Source organism: Pseudomonas sp. BNK-7 (assembly GCF_048072025.1).
In the GTDB taxonomy this organism is placed as follows: Bacteria; Pseudomonadota; Gammaproteobacteria; order Pseudomonadales; family Pseudomonadaceae; genus Aquipseudomonas; species Aquipseudomonas danubii.
Map to the genome: position 1 here is coordinate 5,199,662 of NZ_CP182252.1, position 20,317 is coordinate 5,219,978.

Here is a 20,317-nt window from a genome sequence, read left to right on the forward strand (position 1 = left end):
ACGTCCCTGTCTTACTGCTGGGGCTGGACCACCACCGGGTCAAGCGGTTGATACGTCTGCAACAGGCTTTCGCGCTGCTGGCCCAGCACCCAGGCAAACCCCGAGTACATCACCAGCAGGCAAACCACGGTGAACAGCGCAACCATCCACCCCGGCACAATGCGCACCAGGCTGCGACGCTGATCGCCGAGCCCTTCCCAATGTGGCGACAGCTCACGAGGCACATCGCCCCGCAGCTGGCGGATCTGCCGGTACAAGGCGTCGCGAATCCCCTCAAGCTCGAGCACGCCGCGGGGAATGACCCGGTACTTGCCCTCGAACCCCAACGACAGGCACAGGTACATCAGCTCCAGCATCGGCAGATGCTTGACCGGGTTCTTCGACAGCCGATCCAGCAGTTGGAAGAACTTTTCGCCGCCGAAGGTTTCGTTGTGAAAGCTGCTGAGCAGACTCATTTGCGACCACTGGCTTTCATTGCCCCAAGAGGTGCTCACCACCGCCTCGTCGACCACGGTGCACAGCACATAGCGGGCGGCCATCACCTGGCTGCTCTGCGCACCGTCCTGCAGGGCTCGCGTGTCGAACTGCCTGAGGCCGGCACTCAGGCGCGTATTGAGTGCACGCAAGTCTTCGGCAGACGTGCTGTGCTTGAGGCGAACCACTTCCGACAGCAGGTCGGACGCCGCCGCCACGAGCGGGTTGAGGCTGACGCTGAAGGATTGCGCAGGGCCCAGGCGTGCGGCATAGATCATCCGTTCTTCTAACTGCTCGAAACGGGGGGGATCGGCGAAGTCGGTCAGCGGGTTGCGCTCCGGGCCATGCCCAAGGCGGTCAAGCAAAACGGTTTTATCGTCCTGAGGGTGTTCCAGATCCTTGATCATGTCGTTCAGTTCCTGATGGCCCAGAATTTCAGTTCAAGCTCGGCGAACTCACCGGAGACGTGGAAGGCGAAACCGCCCGAACGCTCCAGTTGCGCCAAGTCCTCGGGACTGAGGTCGAGGATGAAATAGGTCTTGTTGGAGTGGAATGCGATCTGTCGCGGCGCCACCGGCAAGGGCCGGACCTTGATCCCCGGCAGATGCAGGTTGACCAGTTGCCGAATGCTCTCCACCGGTCCGACCTTGAGGTGCGACGGCAAGCGATGACGCAGTTCTTCAGAGTCGCAGTTGGCACTGGCCGCAAGCACGAACGAGGCCGACTCCAGCAGCTTGTGATCATGCAGCGGCGACACCAGCACCCCGTACTGACGGGCCTGCAGCACCAGTTCGATGGCGTGCTGCTCAAGCACCATCGACAGCACCTGGCGAATGGCGTCCATCAGTTTGCGAAAGCTCGCCCCCTGGTCGCTGTGCTGATAGCGGCTGTCCAGCCGTGGACGCTTGCTGTCACTGGCGAAAGTCGCCAGCTCCCCGAGCATGACCAGCAGCGAGCGATAGAGCTCCTCCGGATGGACATGTTCAAGATCCAGGTAATGGCGCAACAGCAGTTCGGTGCGGTTGATCAGTTGCAGCATCATGAAGTCGCCCACCTCGGCACCACCGACCTTGCCGTTGGAGCGAATCCGCTCGGCGATGGTTTCCCCCCGATGACTGAGCATGCTGATGATCTCTTTCAGGCACGAAAGCAGATAGGTGCTGGCATGGGTGTGCAGGAAGGTCGGCACGAAATCCGGATCGAGGCTGATCACGCCATCGGAGGTGGCATCCAGCACTTCACAGACTTTCAACTTCACATAGGCCTGCCCGCTCTGCTGCTCGCCCAATAGCAGACGGAAGTCCGGACGGGCACAGCTGAGCTGGCTGCTGGAATCATCACCGGCGTTGGAGTCGGCGATTTCCGCCTCGTAGACGATGTAGCGCGCCAGCACATCGGATTGCTCTGCGCGCCGCGCTTCGATGTGGTTGCCCGTGACCAGCGGCAAAGCCAGGTAGACCGGCGTGCTCCCCGTGTTGGGCGGTACATCCAGGGCCAGTGGCTCGGTATCGTCCCCCAGCTCGAACAGGCTGCCGTCCGGCAAGATACCGGAGGCCCGGCTGATCACCAGCTTGCCCATGTTGAGGAACTGCAGATCGATCTCCAGCGCCAGAAATCCCCAACTGTAACTACCCAGCAGCTGGGTACGGGTTTTCATCTGGTAATCGTAGTAACGGTCGTTGTGCTGGAAATGCTGAGGCCGCAGCAACATGCCTTCCTGCCAAATGATTTTATGCACGTTCATCAATTGTCATCCGCTTGGGTGGACACATCGTTGCTGTTGCGGATGCCGGACTGGTCGAGGATCAGGCCGACCTCGGTCACCTCCTGCGGGGTGAGCTGCACCACATAACGCCACTGGCTTTCCGGCAAATCACGATAAGCCGCAAGCACGCCGACGAAACGGCTCCCGTCCTCGACCCGCAACTTGAATTCGAGGCTTTCCCCCGGGCGCAACTCCAGCTCTTCACTGGCCACCAGATCCGGTGCCAGGGACTCCCTGGCGCGCTCGTAGAGACTGAAAAAGTCGGCGTTCTCGAACGCGACGGGATGCTTGAGTTCCATCAACCGCACCACGATCGGCGACGCACGCCCATTGAGGTCGGGGTTGAGCCGGTCGCTGGCACTGAGCTTCAGGTTCAGCTTGGTCAGGGTCGAATACGGCGACATCGATGCGCAGCCGGTCAACAGCGCCAAGGCCATGAGCAGCGTCAGGGCCTTGAGTAATGGGTGGGTACGGCGAGACATGCAGGTCATCCTTGATCATCGAGGTGGAGGGTGGAGATCAGGCGGATCTGCTCTTCATAGGCCTGAGCAAAATCCCGCGCCAGCAGGCGCTCGTTCCAATCGTCGTCCTGACACAGCGCCTGGTGATAGCGGCGGTACGCTCGCCAGCGGCTACCGGAAGTCGCCAGCAACGGTTGCTGGCCATCGCGCTCGAAACGTAGCGTCAGCTGTTGCGGCGAAAAGTGTTCGAGGGTGCTACGCACTGCTGCGCGGCTGGCGCTGAGCAGCGCCACCTGGTGCGCCTGCAGGTCGCGAAAAGCGCGGGAAATCGCCTGCTCGGCAGACAGTTGCCCAGGCTTGTGGTCCAGCAGCAGGATGCCCAGTAGCGCTTCGCAATCCACGGCGAACTTGAGCGGGTTCTGACTGTTGCCCTGGGCCGTGGTGAGGGCCAGGCGCAGCTCGTTTTTCAGCTCGCTGCGGGTTCGCAAGCTCTGCTGCAAGCCCCCCATGCTCTGCTTGAACAGCCCCGCGACATTGATTGCCAGGGCCTCGCGCTGATCGTGATCGAGCGTCTGCAGATCCACCCCCAGGACCGCGCCAAAACGCGCCCAGAAAGCCTCGCTTTGGCAAGCCGGCGCCTTGGGCTCGGGTAGCGCCTGCGGCTCGGGGGGGGCCACCAGTTCCGGGACCAACAGGCATTCCCTATCGATGCGGGCATAGTCAGCTCGCTGTCCAGGCTCCTGGTGTGGCACATCAAGCGCGCTCAGCTCGTCTAGCTCTGCCCCACTGTGTTCCTGCTGGTCCAATGCGTTGAGCGGGTCGAGGTCAATGAATGCGTTATCCGGAATGATGCTGCCGGCCGATTGTGGACGACCGGCTTCAACGGCGAAGGCATCCGGGGCTTGCACCAGGCGTGCACGGATCTCGAAATCCCCCAGCAGGTAGACACTGCCCTGCTCGATACGCTGGGCTTGGCCCTTGCGCAGGCGCGCGCCACTGCCACGGTCCTGAATACCGTTGCTGCTGGTATCGGTGAGGAAAAACTGGCCATCGCGGTAGCTGACCAGCGCATGATGGTTGGACAGATGACGGTTGCTATCCGGAATCTGCCACTCGCAATCCTCTCCCCGGCCGATGGTGCCACCCGCCCGCCTGAAAGTTTTGCTGCTCACGTCCGCCGGCACGAATTGCTTGGCATTGAGCACTTCAAAAACCAGTTCCATGATGCTGCTCCTTGCGCTCACTTGCCGCGATTGACCGCCTGCGGATCACCCAGCGGGCGATAGGTGTCATCGTTGAATTTGTAGTTGCCGCTGCAGGCGCCGAGGCCGACCACAACAACCAGGGTCAAGAGGACGGCTTGCCAGTGACGAACAGACATCAGAAGGTCTCCATAGGTAGACAGTGCACAAGACGCCCTCCCTTGCAGGCGCGCCCAGAAGTACGAAAAACCAGCCAAGGCTGCATGCCTCGCTAGACCACAAAGTCATCAAGATTGATGTTCAGGCGCCCCAGGCGGTACAGCAGCGTGCGACGGGGCAATCCCAGCTCCCGGGCCGCCAGGGTCTGATTGCCGTCGTTCTTGCGCAGGCAATCGAGCAACAGATGGCGTTCGACTTTTTCCAACTGCTCGCGCAGGTTCAGACCCGACTCTTCGGGCATGACTTCAACGTTCAGGGAGAAATGCTCGGCCATCAGTTCACCGTCTTCACAGAGCAGCACTGCACGCTCCACCAGCCCCTTGAGCTCGCGCACGTTGCCTGGAAAGGCGTAACCGGACAGATGATTGAGGGCCGTCGGCGACCAGCTCACCGGGTCCTTTTGCAGGAAGGCACAGGCCTTGTCGGCAAAATGCCGGGCCAGGTCGAGAATGTCGCCTTCACGCTGTCGCAACGCCGGCAACTCGATCGGGAACTGAGCCAGGCGGTAATACAGGTCCTCACGGAACTTGCCCTCGCCCACCAGCGCCGCCAGATCGCGGTGGGTGGCGGCGATGATCCGCACGTCGATGGTGTGCGTGTCGTTGGAGCCCAACGGGCGGATCTCGCCGTCCTGCAGTACCCGAAGCAATTTGGCTTGCAGGGACAGCGGCATGTCGCCGATTTCGTCCAGCAACAAAGTGCCGCCATTGGCCGCATCAAACAGTCCGGGGCGATCGCGGTCAGCGCCCGTGAACGCCCCCTTGCGATAACCGAACAACTCGCTTTCCAGCAGGTTTTCCGGAAACGCCGCGCAGTTCTGCACCACAAACGCCTGGGAACGACGCGGGCCGTAATCATGAATGGCACGCGCCACCACTTCCTTGCCGGTACCGGTTTCGCCACGCAGCAACACGGTGTAAGGGCTGTGCAGGACCTTGCTGATCAACTGATAGGCCTGGCGCATCGCCGGACTGGTGCCGATCAGGCCATAACCACTGGTGATGACCTCGGGGGGCAGAAGCGGCGCAGGCTCGCCCGCAGGCAGGCGCAAACGCTGGAGCAACGCCCATTGTCCAAGGACAAACGCCCCCAGTTGGCCCAACGACTGGGCAAAGGCTTGCAGGTCTTGCTGTTGCGGGCTGGCACACAACAGCAAGCCTTCGACAGCCTTGCGCGCGTTGACCAGCGGTACGCATAACAGTGACTGCCACGCAGCGCCGTGCACGGGCAGGAAGCTGGTGTCGTGGAGGCTGTGGTTCAGACCCACCAGGCTCACCACCCGGTTCTGGCACAGGGCAAACTGCAGCAGTTGCTCACCGCTGTAATCGCTCGGCAGGTTGATCACTTCCCGCGGTTGCAAAAGGCCACCGAGGCATTCGGCGCGCAGTTGCAGGCAGCTATGGGTGGCATCGAGCAGATACAGCTGACTCAGTTCACAGCCACTGAGCTGTGCTGCGCCTCGCACAAAGTCTTCAAGCAGCACAGCGCCTTCCGTCGCCCGGGACAAAGCGGAGAATTGCGCCAGCAGTGCCTCTGCATAGGCCAGCGGCTGCGGCACACGAGTGAACATGATGCCCACCTCAGGCGAACTCGCAGGCCACGCCACCGCTGCTGTCGAGCGTTGCGTACACACGTTTGAGGTTCTCGCCAGTGGCCATGGCCGCCAGCAGACGGTCGGCCACCAACGGCAGGACGTGCAGGTCGAGCAAGTAGTCGATCAGGCGTGCACCGCTTTCGCTCTGAGTACAGCGTTCGGCCAAGTGATCGACCAACGCCTGGCAGTGGCTGAACTCCAGCTGCCGAGCGTTCAGCCGCTCACCCAGTCGCGCCAACTTGATTTCGATCAGTTCACGCAGCACCGGGCCACTCACCGGGTAGTAAGGCACCACGCGCATACGTGCCAGCAGCGCCGGTTTGAAATGCTTGCTCAATACCGGACGGATCGTCTGCTCCAGGGTGTCGACACTCGGGCGCTCGCCGTTCTCGCACAGCGCGCTGATCCGCTCGCTGCCCAGGTTCGAGGTCATCAGTATCAGCGTGTTGCGAAAATCGATCTCGCGCCCTTCGCCATCGTTGGCCACACCCTTGTCGAAGATCTGATAGAACAGGTTGAGCACATCCGGATCGGCTTTCTCGACTTCATCGAGCAGCACCACGGAGTAGGGTTTTTGCCGCACCGCTTCGGTGAGCATGCCGCCTTCGCCATAGCCGACATAACCCGGCGGAGCGCCAATCAAGCGTGAAACGGTGTGTTTCTCCTGGAACTCGGACATGTTGATGGTGGTGATGAAACGCTCACCGCCATACAGCAGGTCTGCCAGGGCCAGGGCGGTTTCGGTCTTGCCCACACCGCTGGGGCCCACCAGGAGAAATACGCCGACTGGTGCGTCTGGTTTATTCAGGCCTGCGGCCACGGCACGCATCGAACGATCCAGAACCTGTACCGCCTGGTCCTGACCGCGAATACGGGTACTCAGGTCAGTGGCGAAACTCGCCACCTTGGCGTTGTGCTCACGGGCCAGTTGCGCCAGCGGTACGCCGGTCCAGGCGCTGATGACTTCAGCCACCAGGCGTGGACACACCTCGAAGCTCACCAGCCGCTCCCGGGTTTGCGCATCGCTCAGGGCGCGATGGGTGTCGTTGAGTGCCGACTCCAGCTCCACCACGCCAGGCCCGGCTTGCCCATCAGTCTCCCGGCCGGCATCCGGCGAGCCTTCGCTGTCCTGTGTCGAGCGCAGAGGGCTGGCGTCGCGGGCCCTGGCCAATTGCACACGTAACTGCAGCAGGCGCTCGGCCAATGTGCGTTGCTCATGCCAGAGTGTTTCCAGGGCCTGCTGTTGCTCCGCGGCATCGGCCAGCCGCGCTTCCAGGCTGTCCAGGACCTCGTGGTCGATCTTCAGTCCGGCTTCGGCGTCGCGCCGCAGAGCCTGGCACTGACGCCGTCCCTCAGCACACTCGCCACGCAGACGCTCCAGACGCTCAGGCGCCGCTGCAAGGCTGATGCGAACCCGGGCACAGGCGGTGTCTAGGACATCGACAGCCTTGTCCGGCAATTGGCGCCCGGCGAGGTAGCGGGCCGAGAGCTCGGCGGCGGCCACCACGGCGTCATCACGCAGGTAGATACCGTGGCTCTTCTCATAGACCTGGGCCAGGCCTCGCAGAATGGTCACCGCCTCGGCAACGGTGGGTTCGTGCAATTGCACGGGTTGGAAACGCCGGGCCAGGGCCGGATCTTTCTCGAAGTATTTTTTGTATTCGCTCCAGGTGGTGGCCGCAATGGTACGCAGCTCACCGCGGGCCAGGGCCGGCTTGAGCAGGTTGGCCGCATCGGAGCCTCCGGCATTGCCGCCCGCGCCGATCAGGGTATGAGCCTCATCGATGAACAGGATGATCGGTTTGGGCGAGGCTTTGACCTCGTCAATCACCCCTTTGAGGCGCCGTTCGAATTCACCTTTGACGCTGGCGCCCGCTTGCAGCAGCCCCATGTCCAGCGAGAGCAGCTCAATGTCCTTGAGCACGGGCGGTACTTCTCCGGCGGCGATACGCGAGGCCAGACCTTCAACGACCGCGGTTTTACCGACACCAGCCTCACCGACCACAATCGGGTTGTTCTTGCGGCGACGGGCGAGGATGTCGACCATCTGCCGGATCGCATCGTCGCGGCACAGCACCGGGTCGAGTTGGCCGTCTCGCGCCTGTTGGGTGAGGTTATGAGTGAAACGCTGCAACAGCGACTCCCCCGCTGCCGCCGGCCCGCCGCCGGAGGTTCGTTGCTGCTGTGACAGAGCAAAATCCTTCAGGCGTTCGATGTCCAGTTTCGCCAGCAACGGCTGGTAGCGACTGCCGGCATAACGCATCGGGTTGCGCAGCAAGGCCAGAATCAAGGCCGCCTGCTCGACCTGGCTTTGACCCAGTTCAAGATTGGCCACCAGTAATGCGTCCTGCAGCCACTGCACCAGTTCCGGAGCGAACACCGGGCTGCGCGAGCCGCTATCGCCGACTTGCGATTGCAGTGCCTCAATCAACTCGCCGGCCTCGACTTGCGCGTCCTGCAACGCCCGGGCAAGCAGACCTTGGGGACGCTCCAGCAAACCCAGCAGCAGGTCTTCGACCAGCACCTTGTTGCCGCCACGGGCGACGCAGCGCTCAGCGGAACGCTCCAGGTCGCGGCGGGTTTCAGCGTCCAGTGCCTGGATAAGTTGTTGCAGGTCTAGGTTGATCATGGGTCATCTGTCCTTAATGAATTTTGCTGCCCAGGGTCACCACGCCGTCGGCCTTTTCATGACCGAGCCAACTGGTCCACCCCAGACGACAGGTGTTCTGTTCACCGATGCACAGTTCGCGGATTTCCTCCTGGCGCAGCACCAGGCGAATGTCGTAGTCCAGTGGATCGCGCAGGGTGAACCGCACCAGCGCGCACAAGGGCTGGTAACCGAATCCGATCGGCAGGAACTCGTGGAAGCGTTGCCAGTCGAGCTGGCTGATATGAATGCGGAACTTGCCGCTGCGGTCGCGCACCCGCTCGCCCAGTACCAGGTCCTCGGCGAGCAGGCTGTTGGCCTGCCCCAGGCAATTGCGCTGCTCGTCGAGAATCTCTACCCGGCGCTCGATGCACTGCTCGATCACCAGGTCTGCGTGCTTGAAGTAGTAGCGCAGCACCGCCTCGATCAGCGCCGCCGAATGGGCGCGCAAGCTGAGCAATCCCAGGTATGGCAGCAAGCGTTTCCAGTTCAGTTCCTTGGCCTTGCGGATCTCTTCGCCACCCAGGCCGATCAAGGCAAACAAATGCGCTGAAAACGGGTCCAGGGCACCACTCTTGAAGCTGGCGCGATAGCGGTATTTACTCCAGATCGGCAGCATCAGGCGTTGCAGGCGGTGATGGAACAGATCGAGGAAGTTGCGTGTCGGGTTGCCCTCCTCGCCATCGCCCAGGGCCTGCTCGCCATAGAAGGCCGGCAAGGGCGAGCCCGCGCCGAACAACCCGATCAGGTTGAAACGCAAACGTGCACGCATCTGGCCGCGCTCTTCAAAAAACTCCACGCGATCAACATCGCTGCCAGGGAAACCCAGGCTCGGATTGGCCTGGAACTCCAGCTGATCGTAGAGTTCCTCTTCACTCAGGTACGGATGGGCATCACGCAAGCGATCGACGACCAACAGTACGGCCTGAAACAGCGAATACTCTCGTATTACCGTGCTCAGTCTGCTTAAAGCAGGGGCTGCAGCCCCATGCGTGGCGCCCATTTGTACACCTCTCCCTGTGTACTTTTTACCCGCAGCTCATGGTAGGAATTGAGACTGGCGTAAAGAGCAAAAAACTCGTTAAGAACCGATGCGAAAACGAACAGGTCGCCTTCACCGATATAGCCTTGGGGATCGATACTCAGCTCGGTGCGTAATCCACGCAGCGGCAAACCTCGGTGCAGGCGGTCGACGTGCTCGTGACGTATCGACTTGAGCCCGCCCAGCAAACGCTTGCTGACCTTCTCCAGGTGCTGGTCGTAGTAGCGTGGCAAATCGTAGGTTTCGAGGATCACCTTCAACGCATCGACGTTGGCCAGCGACAGATAGTTGAGCGACATGTTGCTGATGAGCTTCCACAGAAAATCGCGGTTCAGCGGTGGTGCGTAGCTCGACGTGACCGGTGTGATGTTGCGGAAGCTGAGAAACTCCGGGGTTTCCTCGCACAACTGGTTGATGTCGCCGAGCTTGAGCCGACGCGGCAGGTTCTGGTTGGTGCACATCAGCTCGATCGACAGGGTTTCCTGAGCCTCGGTGTGACGGATGCCGAAGCTCAGGTAGGTATCGAGGCCGTCGTGCAGCAACGATGAGCGCTGGCGAATGCTGTAGTGCGGACGGCTGTGGGGCACGTCGAAACTCGGATCATGCTCGAACGACTCGAAGGGTACATACGCCTGATAACCCAGGCCTCCCGGCTTCCAGCCGGTGACGCTTTCAATGGAAAACACGCCGCAATGTTCCAGTTCGTACTTGGCCGGTAGCAGCAGGTACTCGTCCTGCTTGCCGTCGAGACGAATCGGCAAGGCATCGTGCTTGAACAGGTTGACGATAGGCGTGCAGTAGAGCTTCACGTTGTCCAGTGTCGGACGCAGACGTTGCACCCCACTGTTGCGAATATCGAAGCGCAACTCCAAACCGTGCATGCGCTGAAGGATGTCTTGCGCCAACCTCTGCAGCAGATCCAGACCACTGAGATCGACAAACAGGAACTTATCCTGGAGCGCAAAATACTCCTGCAAATAGCGATACCCGCGGAAGGTATTCAGCGGGTACGGGATCAAGGCCTCTTCTTCGGCAAAGCCCACAGGCTGTACACGATTGCCCGGTATCTTGAAGGACATCCCAACGCCGTTGACTCCGGCCAGCGGCTCGCCGTCCACCCCCAACGGCACCAGCTCGATGCCCTCAAGGTTGCGCAGCAGGCTGAGGTAAAGCATCTGACTGATGTAGCGCTCACCGGCCAGGTGCAAGCGCAGACGCTCCAGGTTCAGCTCACCAATATGACCGTCGCAACTCATTTCCAGACGCAGGCTCAACAGTGCACCGTCACCCTTGACCGAGTAACTCAATGCCGTCAGGTCCAGAGGCAGCACATCGGTCGGATAGCAGGTGCGAAATCGGCAGCAGACATCATCAATGGGCTTGCTCTCTACCGGCGTATCTCGCGGTATGTGCTGGGCGGGTCCGGACTGCTGTAGGGGGTCGAACTGCAAGATGCTGAACGCTGGCAATGGCCGCATGTAGTTCGGCCACAGCAGGTGCATCAGCGAGTGGCTCAGCTCGGGCAGTTCGTCGTCGAGCTTCTGGCGCAGACGTCCCGTCAGAAACGCAAACCCTTCGAGCAGGCGCTCTACATCCGGGTCTCGTCCGGCCTCCCCCAGAAAAGGTGCCAAGGCCGGACTGCGCTCGGCGAAACGACGGCCCAGCTGGCGCAGCGCGGTCAGCTCACTTTGGTAGTAGTGGTTAAAGGACATGGGCTCAGTGCCTGGTAGTAAGAGTCATGGATCACTGCGGTGGAACGCGTTGCCAGTAGCCGCGCCGCGTTACCCCACTCTCCAAAGATCCCTGCCGTGTTCGCGACGCGTACCGGATAGCCAACAAAGGTCGTGGCCTGGGTAGCCAACAACCCGGCTGGCGCAGACTGCGTGGTGTGCTGTCATCGTCGTCTCCTTAACTGACCTTGACTTGCCCGCTGCCATCCAGGCACGCGGAAAAACTGACCTGACGCTTGATCCCTTCCACCTCAAGCAAGCCTTCAATGCTGAACGCCAGCTTGAGCGGGTCATGATCACGCGGCAGAGAAACGACACGCACCTGACTGAGCCGCGGCTCGTAGGCTTCGATGAAGTGTTCGATGGCCAAACGGGCCTGGCTCAGGGCATCGTGCAAGCTCAAGCGCATGTCGTTGAGATCGGGCAACCCGTAGTCGGAAAGCGTTTGCACGCTCCCCGCACGGGTGCTGAGCATCTTGCCCAGATGGGCAGCCACCGATGCCATCGCGCCTACCTCGCGGCTCCAGCCGGCACGCTGGTCGGCCTCTGCGCTCAGGCGTTCAAACAGGCTGCCGTATCCGCTCATGACCTGGCTCCCGGTTACTCTTTATCCAGTTTGCCAACCAGAGAAAGCGTGAAGTCGGCCCCCATGTACTTGAAGTGCGGGCGCACGTTCAGGCTCACGCGATACCAGCCCGGCTCGCCCTCCACATCGCTGACGATGATCTGCGCAGCGCGCAGCGGACGACGGCCACGGACTTCGGCACTGGGGTTTTCCTGGTCAGCCACGTACTGACGGATCCATTTATTGAGCTCCAGCTCAAGATCGGTACGCTCCTTCCATGAGCCGAGCTGTTCACGCTGCAGCACCTTCAGGTAGTGAGCCAGGCGGTTGACGATCATCATGTAGGGCAGTTGGGTGCCAAGCTTGTAGTTCAGCTCCGCGGTCTTGCCTTCAGCGCTGATGCCAAAGAACTTCGGCTTCTGTACCGAGTTGGCAGAGAAGAACGCGGCGTTGTCACTGCCCTTGCGCATGGTCAGGGAGATGAAGCCCTCCTCCGCCAGTTCGTACTCACGACGATCTGAAACCAGCACTTCAGTCGGGATCTTGGTTTCGATTTCACCCATGCTTTCGAAATGGTGCAGCGGCAAGTCTTCCACCGCGCCACCGCTCTGCGGACCGATGATGTTCGGGCACCAGCGGAACTTGGCGAAGCTGTCGGTCAACTTGGTGCCGAACGCATATGCGGTATTGCCCCACAGGTAGTGCTCGTGGTTGTTGGCAACGGTTTCCTTGTAGACGAAGGACTTGACCGGGTTTTCTTCCGGATCATAGGGATTGCGCAGCAGGAACCGCGGCAAGGTCAGGGCGATGTAGCGAGAGTCCTCCGACTGCCGGAAGCTCTGCCACTTGGCAAATTGCGGGCCTTCGAAATGATCCTTCAGATCCTTCAGGTCCGGCAGGCCGGTGAAGCTTTCCAGACCAAAGAAGTTCGGGCCTGCGGCGGCAATGAACGGCGCATGTGACATGCAGGCAACGCTGGAGACGTACTGCATCAACTTCACGTCGGGAGAACTGGGCGACATGAAGTAGTTGGCGATGATCGCGCCGACTGGCTGGCCACCAAACTGGCCGTACTCCGCGGTGTAGATGTGTTTGTAAAGGCCGGCCTGCATCACTTCCGGCGAATCTTCGAAGTCGTCCAGCAGGTCCTGCTTGGAGACGTTGAGGATTTCTATCTTGATGTTTTCACGGAAATTGGTGCGCTCCACCAGTAACTGCAGCCCCCGCCAGGCAGACTCCAGCGACTGAAAGTCTTCGTGGTGGAGAATCTCATCCATCTGCTGGCTGAGCTTGGCATCGATCTCGGCGATCATGCGATCGACCATGGCCTTCTTGACCGGCTCGCCGCTGTTCTGCGGTTTGAGCAGCTCCTCGATGAAGGCTGACACTCCGCGCTTGGCGATATCGTAGGCTTCGTCGTTCGGAGTCAGACGGGTTTCGGCGATGATGCCGTCGAGAATGCTGTACTCGCTGCTCTCGTTGCTTTGGTGTTGCGCGGCACGGGTAGTCATGTGTTGTGGCTTCCTTGTCTGATGGGTCAGGCGTCTGGGGCGGCGGCGTTCAGGCCCAGCTCACCGAGCACGCGAACGCGGGATTCGTCGTCGGCGAGAACGCCTTCGATGGCTTTGCGAAACGCAGGGGCATTACCCAGAGGCCCCTTGAGTGCCACCAAGGCATCGCGCAGCTCCATCAGCTTTTTCAACTCGGGCACCTGCTCTACCAAGCTGGCCGGGTTGAAGTCCTTCATCGAGCTGACCCGCAGACTGACCGCCAGCTCATCAGCGTCACTGTCCTCCTGAAGACGGTTAGGCACGCTGAGCGTCAGACTCAGATCCTGCTTGGCCAAGACTTCGTCGAAAGTCATTTTGTCGATACTGATCGGCTTGCGATCTTCCACCTTGCGTTCATCCGGACGCTGGGTGTAATCGCCGATCGCCAGCAGTTTCAGCGGTAGCTCAATCTCCTCCTGAGCTCCGCCGGTCGCGGGTTTGAAGGTGACGTTGATGCGTTCCTTAGGGGCTACAGAGCCTTCTTTGGCCATGGTCCTTTCCTTGCGATTGTCGGCCCGTGGGCCTATTCGAGTACCACCTCGAGGTCGAGATGGCACAGCCTGCGATAAATCTCTTCCTTGCGTTCTCGCACTGCGTGGTTCTGCGGCAACAACTCACAGCAGCTATGCAGGAGGTGCAGCACTTCCAACGCAAGATCCGGCTCCCAGGCGTGCAAGCCTGAGTTCTGCAATTCTTGATCAAGGGTTTCCAGCTGGGTCTTGGCCAGCTCGTACTTCTTGGCGATGAAACACAGCCGCGCCAGGCTGAAATGCCAGAAGAACCTCACGCGACCGCCACGCGCACTCTGCAGGCCTGGCTTGAGTACTTGCACCGCCGCCTTGAGGCCATCCTTGCGCAGGATCGGCAAGACCTCTTCCAGGGCCTCCTCCCAAATCGGCTGGCTGGAGCTGGCGTCGACCTGACGCGGTGCGCTGGTGGCGGATAGGTGAGGCATGACATGGGCGCTGATCCAGCTTCGAGTGGCCGGATCGGCGAAGGGGGTGCCGTCGTGAAAGCGCAACTCAACCACTCCCGGCAGACGCTGCAGCAAGAGCGCAAAGTGAAATTCGACTTCACGCATGGCCTGGTCGGCGTTCAACGCTTGCAAGCACTCCCAGACCATGCGCTGCCCGTCGAACCAAAAGGGTGCCCTGGACAGGCTGGCTTCAAGTTCCAGCAACAAATCAGCGAACTGGCCACCGGCAAAGCGTTCCTGGTAAGCCTTGAGTTTGTCCCCTGGCAGCCCTCGCAATGCCGTGACCTGTTCAGCGTTACGCTCCGGGACAGTATCGATGGGCAACCACAGCATGGTGCGGTTCAGGCGCAGGGAGCGCACGTCGGTAGCCTTCTGCTTGAGCCACCAGGCGCACAGAGGTCGGGCATGCTCCTGCAGCGCACGCAGGACCCTCTGAGCATCCTTTTCGTTATCGATCGACGAGGCCGATGAGAAGAGCTGGGTCGCTGCCTGCTTGACCTGTGCTACCACCGTGCCGACCGCGCCGAGCTCTGGCTGATGCTCGACGGCACGCTGGATCATGCTCGACAGCCGCCGACAGATGGGCAGTAACAAAGGAGCGTCATCGCCAAGATGCTGGGTCAGTACCGCATCAAGCTTTTCCAGATTCAGCACCAGTCGACGAAACAGCGGTAACTGTTCCTTGATCGCGATGTTTTCGCTTAACGCCTGCTCCAGTCGAGGCACCAGCCAACTGATGGCGGCACCACGGGTACGCAGTTTATTGGGGTGAACCTCGACCCAATGCTGTTCACACAGGTACTGCAAGAGGCCGGAACCCGCCAGCAATCCTGCGAAGGACTCGCGCTGATACAGCGCCCAAGTGAGCCAGGCGGCCACTCGCAGATCCTTGGACTGCACACGTAGCAGGTTTTCACTGTTTTCAAGAACTTTCAGCCAGTCGATCTGACCGCTTTCATGCATGGACTGGGCTTTGGCCAACTCGTTTTCAAGGGCTTCGTATTCACTCGAAAAGCGAACATCCGCGCCCGCAAAACTCTCTTTGGAAATAGAGACTTTGGCGATCTCAAGATAATGAGCAGACAGTTTATTTGAGTAGTTCATCCATGACCTGTTTAAAGCTTTGCCGCAGAACAAATGGCTAGTGCTTTAAAAATATACCCCCTAACCCATAAGTATTAATTTAAGAAAAATCCTAAACTTACGAGAATAATTCCCTTACCGTTTCAATTTTTCCTACAAGCGCACTCCGCGCTAGGACCTTTGTTACCGACCTTTTCGCTCATGCAGTGCCGTCGCGATGCATTACCACAGATATATACCTCCATTAACCATGCTGTATCAGAAAGTAAAAACGGGGCGAGACAACCTTATTCAGCTAACGGCGCACCGAGAGATAAATATAATTAGCTCATGTTTATCAACAACATAAGAAACTTACTTAGAAACTAAAACACAACCTCCTTTCAAGGTCGCGTCCAACAAGAGGAACACTCGGCTCAAGGTGTAACTCCCTGAAATAGCGGTACAACAGCTTCCAAAAAAATGGAAACTGCTCGGCGATTCATTATGAGAGTGCAGGCTTTGCGTTGTTGTAGCACCGGATACGGGCCAGTTATTGCTTAACCTCGATGGTCCTGATGTGTTGTTTGGTCATGGCGTTTGAATGGTGAGCGGAGCCCTAGGCCTAAACATCACCGTTCTTAATTGAGGGCAGCTTTTAGACTCAGAAGTTTCAACTGACTTTACAGACCAGTCTCATATTAGCGTTTGCGTACGCTTTGCCAGTTTGAGCGCCATCTTGCATCAGAGCCAGGCAAGGTGCGGGTTAAAGCTTAAGGATGAGTCTATGTTCGCTTCAGTCGACACTGCACATTTTGTGCTGTCCATCCCTGCCGTTCGCCACGACTTCAAGGGGCTGGCCTTCAAGGGTTGCGAAGCCATCTGCGAGCTGTATGCGATCCGTATCGAGTTGATTTCGGACAACCCTATGCGTTGTACGAAAACCCTTGATACTCGGTGATGCTGCGTTGAAAACGGTCTCGTGCGCGAGTCCGATCGGAATGCTCATTGACACCCCGTAAAGTCGAACGCGACCCCGGCCGTTCCTCTAACGTTTTCGCCTTGCCTGACCTTCGTCTCGAAACTTTTCGGACAGAGCCTAATGTCGAGCTGAAAAGCCTACTCAACCAACCGGCTTCCTTGCAGTTCGGCCTGGATGGTGAAGGCATCCACGGCCTGATCGACGATTATCGAAATCGGCGACTGCGGTAAATGCATGACCCGCTATGCCAGAGAAAAACTTGGCCATGAGGCAATCTGATCAGCCGCGCATCGAAAACGCCCTCGGCCTTTCCAGCCAAAGCTACAACTTACATACCGACCAGATCGGCACACCGTAGGAAATGACCGATGTCGGAGGACTCGAGGTGCCGCGCGTACTACAAAGCATGAGGAGAACGCTATCGCAGAATCGGATTGAGCAGAATCTGTGTTTTCAGGGGGTATCACGTTTAGGAAAGAGGACTGAACTACAGCACCTTCGGTAAGACGATCCGGCGGGGGGGACGATTTCCCACGCAAGGTCCGATTGAGTTGATGGGCGGGGATAACCTACATCGACATACGCCGACAACAAACCGGTTCAGCACTTGACCAGACTTGAGCGTTTGAAACGTACTCAATTCTGGACTTAAACGCACTGGATGATGCTGGATTTGAGCGAAAAACATAGAAACGAAAAAAGGACCCGGAGGTCCTTTTTTCGATCGCAGTAGAAATCGACTGAATTCTACAACGCTATATTTGGAGCGGGAAACGAGACTCGAACTCGCGACCCCGACCTTGGCAAGGTCGTGCTCTACCAACTGAGCTATTCCCGCATCGTCTTGGTGTTGCGCATTCTATAGAAATCCGAATGCGCGTCAAGCCCTTGATTCAAAAATACTTATTTTTTCTCGTTGTCGATTTTAAGATGCGGCCAGGCGGCCCGCAGATACTGCAGCATCGACCACAAGGTTAGCCCCGCCGCTACCAGCAGCAAGGCATAGCCCACCAAGACCCAGAAGCTGAAGTCCGAAGGGTTGGCCAGGAGGATCACCAGCGCCAGCATCTGCGCTGCTGTTTTCCATTTGCCCATATTGGACACTGCCACCTGGGCCCGGGCGCCAAGTTCGGCCATCCATTCGCGCAGTGCCGAAACAACAATCTCGCGACCGATGATCACCGCTGCCGGCAAGGTCAGCCACAGGTTGCCGTGCTCTTGCACCAGCAGCACCAGGGCCACCGCCACCATCAGCTTGTCGGCTACAGGGTCGAGGAACGCGCCAAACGGCGTGCTCTGCTGCAGGCGTCGTGCCAGGTAGCCATCCAACCAGTCAGTGGCAGCCGCGAAGGCAAAGACTGAACTGGCCGCCATGTAGCTCCAGCTATAGGGCAAATAGAACAGCAATATGAAAATCGGGATGAGCAGGACGCGTAGAACGGTGATCAGATTAGGGATATTCATCGGCACAACTGGCTACGAGGTGATTGGGCATTCTACTCGCTGTGCAGGTTTGCATAAATCAACTCTGCGAGCTTTTTACTGATTCCCGGTGCTTTGGCTATCTCGTCGATGCTGGCACGAGACAGTTCTTGCAATCCACCAAAATGTTTAAGAAGGTCCCGCCGACGCTTCGGGCCAACGCCCGCCACCCCTTCCAGGGTCGAGGTACGCCGGGTTTTGCCTCGTCGGGCACGGTGACCGGTGATCGCGAAGCGGTGAGCCTCATCGCGGATTTGCTGAATCAGGTGTAACGCCGGTGAGTCGCCTTTGAGGGTGAACTCGTGGGCGGCGTCATTCAGGTACAAGGTCTCGAAACCCGCCTTGCGGGTCGCCCCCTTGGCTACGCCGAGGAGGATCAGGTCCGGTACCGCCAGTTCATTGAGCACGTCGCGAGCCATGGACAATTGCCCCTTGCCGCCATCCACCAGAAGGATATCCGGCAGCTTGCCTTCGCCTTCCTTGAGCTTGCTGAAGCGCCGGGTCAGAGCCTGATGCATGGCCGCATAGTCGTCTCCGGCGGTGACGCCCTCAATGTTGTAACGGCGGTAATCGGATTTCAGCGGCCCTTCCGGACCGAACACCACGCAGGAGGCCACTGTGGCCTCGCCGCTGGAGTGGCTGATGTCGTAGCACTCCAGGCGCTGCGGTGGCTCGTCCAGGTTCAGAACTTCAGCCAGGGCTTCAAAGCGCGCGGCTACGTGCTGGCGGTTGGCCAAGCGTGCACTCAGAGCCTGTTCGGCATTGGTCACCGCCAGTTGCTGCCAGCGGGCACGGGTGCCACGGACCCGGTGACTGATGGTCAGCTCGCGGCCCCGCAGTTCGTAAATGGCGGCGACCAGCGTCGGGAAGTCTTCGTGCACCACGTTGACGATCAACTCCGCAGGCAGATCGCGCTCAGGACTGCTGACAAAATACTGACCCAGAAAGGCCGACATGACTTGCGCTACATCTTCCTCGATGCCCACCTGGGGAAAGAAGTTCTTGCTACCCAGCACCCGACCGCCACGCACGCTGATCAGGTGCACGCAGGCGCCACCCGGGTTAACGAAGGCCGCGACCACATCCACATCACCGGTGCCACCTTCCATGCTTTGCTGGTCCTGGACTCGGCGCAGCAGGGAAATCTGGTCCCGCAACTCGGCGGCCTTTTCAAAATCCAGAGTGCCGGCGGCCGCCTCCATGGCACTGGAAAGTTCGTCGGTCAAGGCGTTACTACGACCTTCCAGGAACATGACCGAGTGGCGCACGTCGTCGGCATAGACCTCAGGCTCCACTAGGCCGACGCAAGGCGCCTTACAGCGCTTGATCTGGTACTGCAGGCAGGGCCGCGTGCGGTTTTTGTAATAGCTGTCCTCGCACTGGCGGACCATGAAGGTCTTCTGCAACAGGCTGAGGCTTTCCCGAATGGCACCGGCACTGGGGTATGGCCCGAAATATTTGCCCTTGTGCTTCTTCGCCCCGCGATGAATGCTGAAACGCGGAAAATCGCCATCCGAAAGAAACACATAGGGATAGGACTTATCGTCGCGCAAGAGAATGTTGTAGGGCGGCCGCCACTCCTTGATCAGCGTCTGCTCCAGCAGCAGCGCTTCGGTCTCATTGGCGGTAATGGTGGTTTCGATCTGCGCGATACGCGCCACCAGGGCTGCGGTCTTCGGTGCCTGGCCGGTCTTGCGGAAATAGCTGGACAGCCGGTTTTTCAGATTCTTGGCTTTGCCCACGTAAAGCAGGCGTGCATCGCTGTCGAACATGCGATACACGCCGGGACGGCCACTGCAGGTAGAAAGAAAAGCACTGGGATCAAACAGGTCAGTCATTTCAGAGGCTGGCATCAACCATGCCATGACGAACCGCCAGTAGCGTCAACTCGACATCACTACTGATCGACAGCTTCTCGAAAATACGATAGCGGTAGGTGTTCACGGTTTTCGGCGACAGACACAGCTTGTCGGAGATGATCTGCACCTTCTGGCAACCGACAATCATCAGCGCAATCTGAATTTCCCGCTCCGACAAGGCATCGAACGGGGAATCACTGGAAGGCTGGAACGATTTGAACACCAGTTGCTGAGCAATCTGCGGGCTGATGTAACGCTGACCGGCAAAAACCAGGCGAATGGCCTGGACCATTTCATTGAGGCCCGCACCCTTGGTCAGGTAGCCCGCCGCACCGGCCTGCAGCAACCGCGTCGGAAAAGGATCTTCCTCGCAGACAGTCACCGCCACGACCTTGATATCCGGATGACTGCGCAGCAATTTGCGCGTGGCCTCAAGGCCGCCGATCCCGGGCATCTTTACGTCCATCAGGACCACATCGGGCTTCAACTCCCGAGCCTTGAGCAGGGATTCTTCCCCTGACTCCGCCTGCCCGACTACTTGCAGGCCATCGATGTCAGCCAACATTCGTGTAATGCCCGTACGAACGAGATCATGGTCATCGACTACTAGCACCCTAATCAAGCAGACACCTCGCGATTTGGTCTTTATAGGTTGCCGGATACCTTAGCAAAAAGCGACGTACAAACCTAATCACAAGCGCTATATA

Annotated in this window: 17 protein-coding genes and 1 tRNA gene; 1 reads left to right on the plus strand and 17 read right to left on the minus strand. The window is 59.2% G+C overall.

The genetic code is table 11. The features are described from left to right. Positions 1–11: 11 nt before the first annotated feature. From icmH to tssA, 13 genes are all read right to left on the minus strand, one after another. Positions 12–881, minus strand: a complete 870-nt coding sequence (gene icmH, locus ACMGF8_RS23530; RefSeq protein ID WP_207166100.1) for a type IVB secretion system protein IcmH/DotU — start codon at positions 879–881, stop codon at positions 12–14. 5 nt (positions 882–886) lie between these two features. Then, complete coding sequence (gene tssK, locus ACMGF8_RS23535; RefSeq protein WP_416757329.1) at positions 887–2,218, minus strand: type VI secretion system baseplate subunit TssK; 1,332 nt, start codon at positions 2,216–2,218, stop codon at positions 887–889. Beyond that, positions 2,218–2,721, minus strand: coding sequence for a type VI secretion system lipoprotein TssJ (gene tssJ, locus ACMGF8_RS23540; protein WP_102864955.1), 504 nt, complete (start codon positions 2,719–2,721; stop codon positions 2,218–2,220). The genes tssK and tssJ overlap by 1 nt, the downstream gene beginning before the upstream one ends. A gap of 5 nt (positions 2,722–2,726) precedes the next feature. Next, positions 2,727–3,923 (minus strand): type VI secretion system-associated FHA domain protein TagH, encoded by a 1,197-nt coding sequence (gene tagH, locus ACMGF8_RS23545; protein ID WP_416757332.1) that lies wholly within the window; start codon positions 3,921–3,923, stop codon positions 2,727–2,729. 17 nt (positions 3,924–3,940) lie between these two features. Beyond that, positions 3,941–4,081, minus strand: coding sequence for a type VI secretion protein (locus tag ACMGF8_RS23550; protein ID WP_102864953.1), 141 nt, complete (start codon positions 4,079–4,081; stop codon positions 3,941–3,943). Between the two features lie 92 nt (positions 4,082–4,173). Then, the gene (locus tag ACMGF8_RS23555) at positions 4,174–5,691 is read right to left on the minus strand and encodes a sigma-54 interaction domain-containing protein (RefSeq protein ID WP_416757335.1); all 1,518 of its coding nucleotides are present in this window, start codon (positions 5,689–5,691) and stop codon (positions 4,174–4,176) included. Between the two features lie 10 nt (positions 5,692–5,701). After that, the gene (gene tssH, locus ACMGF8_RS23560) at positions 5,702–8,344 is read right to left on the minus strand and encodes a type VI secretion system ATPase TssH (protein WP_416757337.1); all 2,643 of its coding nucleotides are present in this window, start codon (positions 8,342–8,344) and stop codon (positions 5,702–5,704) included. Positions 8,345–8,357: 13 nt separating this feature from the next. Further along, entirely contained in the window at positions 8,358–9,365 is a 1,008-nt protein-coding gene (tssG, locus tag ACMGF8_RS23565) for a type VI secretion system baseplate subunit TssG (protein WP_102864952.1), read from the minus strand. Beyond that, complete coding sequence (gene tssF / locus ACMGF8_RS23570; protein WP_305949915.1) at positions 9,329–11,116, minus strand: type VI secretion system baseplate subunit TssF; 1,788 nt, start codon at positions 11,114–11,116, stop codon at positions 9,329–9,331. Before tssF ends, tssG begins: the two co-directional genes overlap by 37 nt. 196 nt (positions 11,117–11,312) lie before the next feature. Then, positions 11,313–11,720 (minus strand): type VI secretion system baseplate subunit TssE, encoded by a 408-nt coding sequence (gene tssE / locus ACMGF8_RS23575; protein WP_102864950.1) that lies wholly within the window; start codon positions 11,718–11,720, stop codon positions 11,313–11,315. Positions 11,721–11,734: 14 nt separating this feature from the next. Next, positions 11,735–13,210: a type VI secretion system contractile sheath large subunit gene (tssC, locus tag ACMGF8_RS23580; RefSeq protein ID WP_102864949.1), complete on the minus strand. Its 1,476-nt coding sequence runs from the start codon at positions 13,208–13,210 to the stop codon at positions 11,735–11,737. A gap of 26 nt (positions 13,211–13,236) precedes the next feature. After that, positions 13,237–13,740, minus strand: coding sequence for a type VI secretion system contractile sheath small subunit (gene tssB, locus ACMGF8_RS23585; RefSeq protein ID WP_102864948.1), 504 nt, complete (start codon positions 13,738–13,740; stop codon positions 13,237–13,239). Between the two features lie 32 nt (positions 13,741–13,772). Continuing rightward, positions 13,773–15,329 carry a type VI secretion system protein TssA gene (gene tssA / locus ACMGF8_RS23590; RefSeq protein ID WP_250330857.1) on the minus strand — a complete coding sequence of 519 codons (1,557 nt, stop codon included), beginning with the start codon at positions 15,327–15,329 and terminating at the stop codon, positions 13,773–13,775. A 745-nt stretch (positions 15,330–16,074) separates the two neighbouring features. On the opposite strand from tssA, the gene ACMGF8_RS23595 reads away from it, so the two are divergent. Continuing rightward, positions 16,075–16,248 (plus strand): hypothetical protein, encoded by a 174-nt coding sequence (locus ACMGF8_RS23595; RefSeq protein ID WP_207166105.1) that lies wholly within the window; start codon positions 16,075–16,077, stop codon positions 16,246–16,248. Positions 16,249–17,031: 783 nt separating this feature from the next. Here ACMGF8_RS23595 and ACMGF8_RS23600 read toward each other — a convergent pair. The 4 genes from ACMGF8_RS23600 to uvrY form a co-directional block, all read right to left on the minus strand. Further along, positions 17,032–17,107: transfer RNA gene (locus ACMGF8_RS23600), tRNA-Gly, on the minus strand. 65 nt (positions 17,108–17,172) lie between these two features. Next, on the minus strand, positions 17,173–17,733 hold the full coding sequence (gene pgsA / locus ACMGF8_RS23605) for a CDP-diacylglycerol--glycerol-3-phosphate 3-phosphatidyltransferase (RefSeq protein ID WP_060839891.1): 561 nt from the start codon (positions 17,731–17,733) through the stop codon (positions 17,173–17,175). Between the two features lie 32 nt (positions 17,734–17,765). Then, a complete protein-coding gene (gene uvrC / locus ACMGF8_RS23610; protein WP_416760361.1) occupies positions 17,766–19,589 on the minus strand; it encodes an excinuclease ABC subunit UvrC in 1,824 nt (607 codons plus the stop codon). Between the two features lies 1 nt (position 19,590). Further along, positions 19,591–20,232, minus strand: coding sequence for a UvrY/SirA/GacA family response regulator transcription factor (uvrY, locus tag ACMGF8_RS23615; RefSeq protein ID WP_011061841.1), 642 nt, complete (start codon positions 20,230–20,232; stop codon positions 19,591–19,593). Positions 20,233–20,317 lie beyond the last annotated feature (85 nt).

Coding starts and splice junctions, on each gene's coding strand:
- tagH (WP_416757332.1), bottom strand. CDS start 3,923: ATGGAACTGGTTTTTGAAGTGCTCAATGCCAAGCAATTCGTGCCGGCG.
- tssB (WP_102864948.1), bottom strand. CDS start 13,740: ATGGCCAAAGAAGGCTCTGTAGCCCCTAAGGAACGCATCAACGTCACC.
- ACMGF8_RS23555 (WP_416757335.1), bottom strand. CDS start 5,691: ATGTTCACTCGTGTGCCGCAGCCGCTGGCCTATGCAGAGGCACTGCTG.
- tssG (WP_102864952.1), bottom strand. CDS start 9,365: ATGGGCGCCACGCATGGGGCTGCAGCCCCTGCTTTAAGCAGACTGAGC.
- tssH (WP_416757337.1), bottom strand. CDS start 8,344: ATGATCAACCTAGACCTGCAACAACTTATCCAGGCACTGGACGCTGAA.
- tssA (WP_250330857.1), bottom strand. CDS start 15,329: ATGAACTACTCAAATAAACTGTCTGCTCATTATCTTGAGATCGCCAAA.
- ACMGF8_RS23595 (WP_207166105.1), top strand. CDS start 16,075: ATGTTCGCTTCAGTCGACACTGCACATTTTGTGCTGTCCATCCCTGCC.
- tssK (WP_416757329.1), bottom strand. CDS start 2,218: ATGAACGTGCATAAAATCATTTGGCAGGAAGGCATGTTGCTGCGGCCT.
- tssF (WP_305949915.1), bottom strand. CDS start 11,116: ATGTCCTTTAACCACTACTACCAAAGTGAGCTGACCGCGCTGCGCCAG.
- tssC (WP_102864949.1), bottom strand. CDS start 13,210: ATGACTACCCGTGCCGCGCAACACCAAAGCAACGAGAGCAGCGAGTAC.
- pgsA (WP_060839891.1), bottom strand. CDS start 17,733: ATGAATATCCCTAATCTGATCACCGTTCTACGCGTCCTGCTCATCCCG.
- tssJ (WP_102864955.1), bottom strand. CDS start 2,721: ATGTCTCGCCGTACCCACCCATTACTCAAGGCCCTGACGCTGCTCATG.
- tssE (WP_102864950.1), bottom strand. CDS start 11,720: ATGAGCGGATACGGCAGCCTGTTTGAACGCCTGAGCGCAGAGGCCGAC.
- icmH (WP_207166100.1), bottom strand. CDS start 881: ATGATCAAGGATCTGGAACACCCTCAGGACGATAAAACCGTTTTGCTT.
- uvrC (WP_416760361.1), bottom strand. CDS start 19,589: ATGACTGACCTGTTTGATCCCAGTGCTTTTCTTTCTACCTGCAGTGGC.
- ACMGF8_RS23550 (WP_102864953.1), bottom strand. CDS start 4,081: ATGTCTGTTCGTCACTGGCAAGCCGTCCTCTTGACCCTGGTTGTTGTG.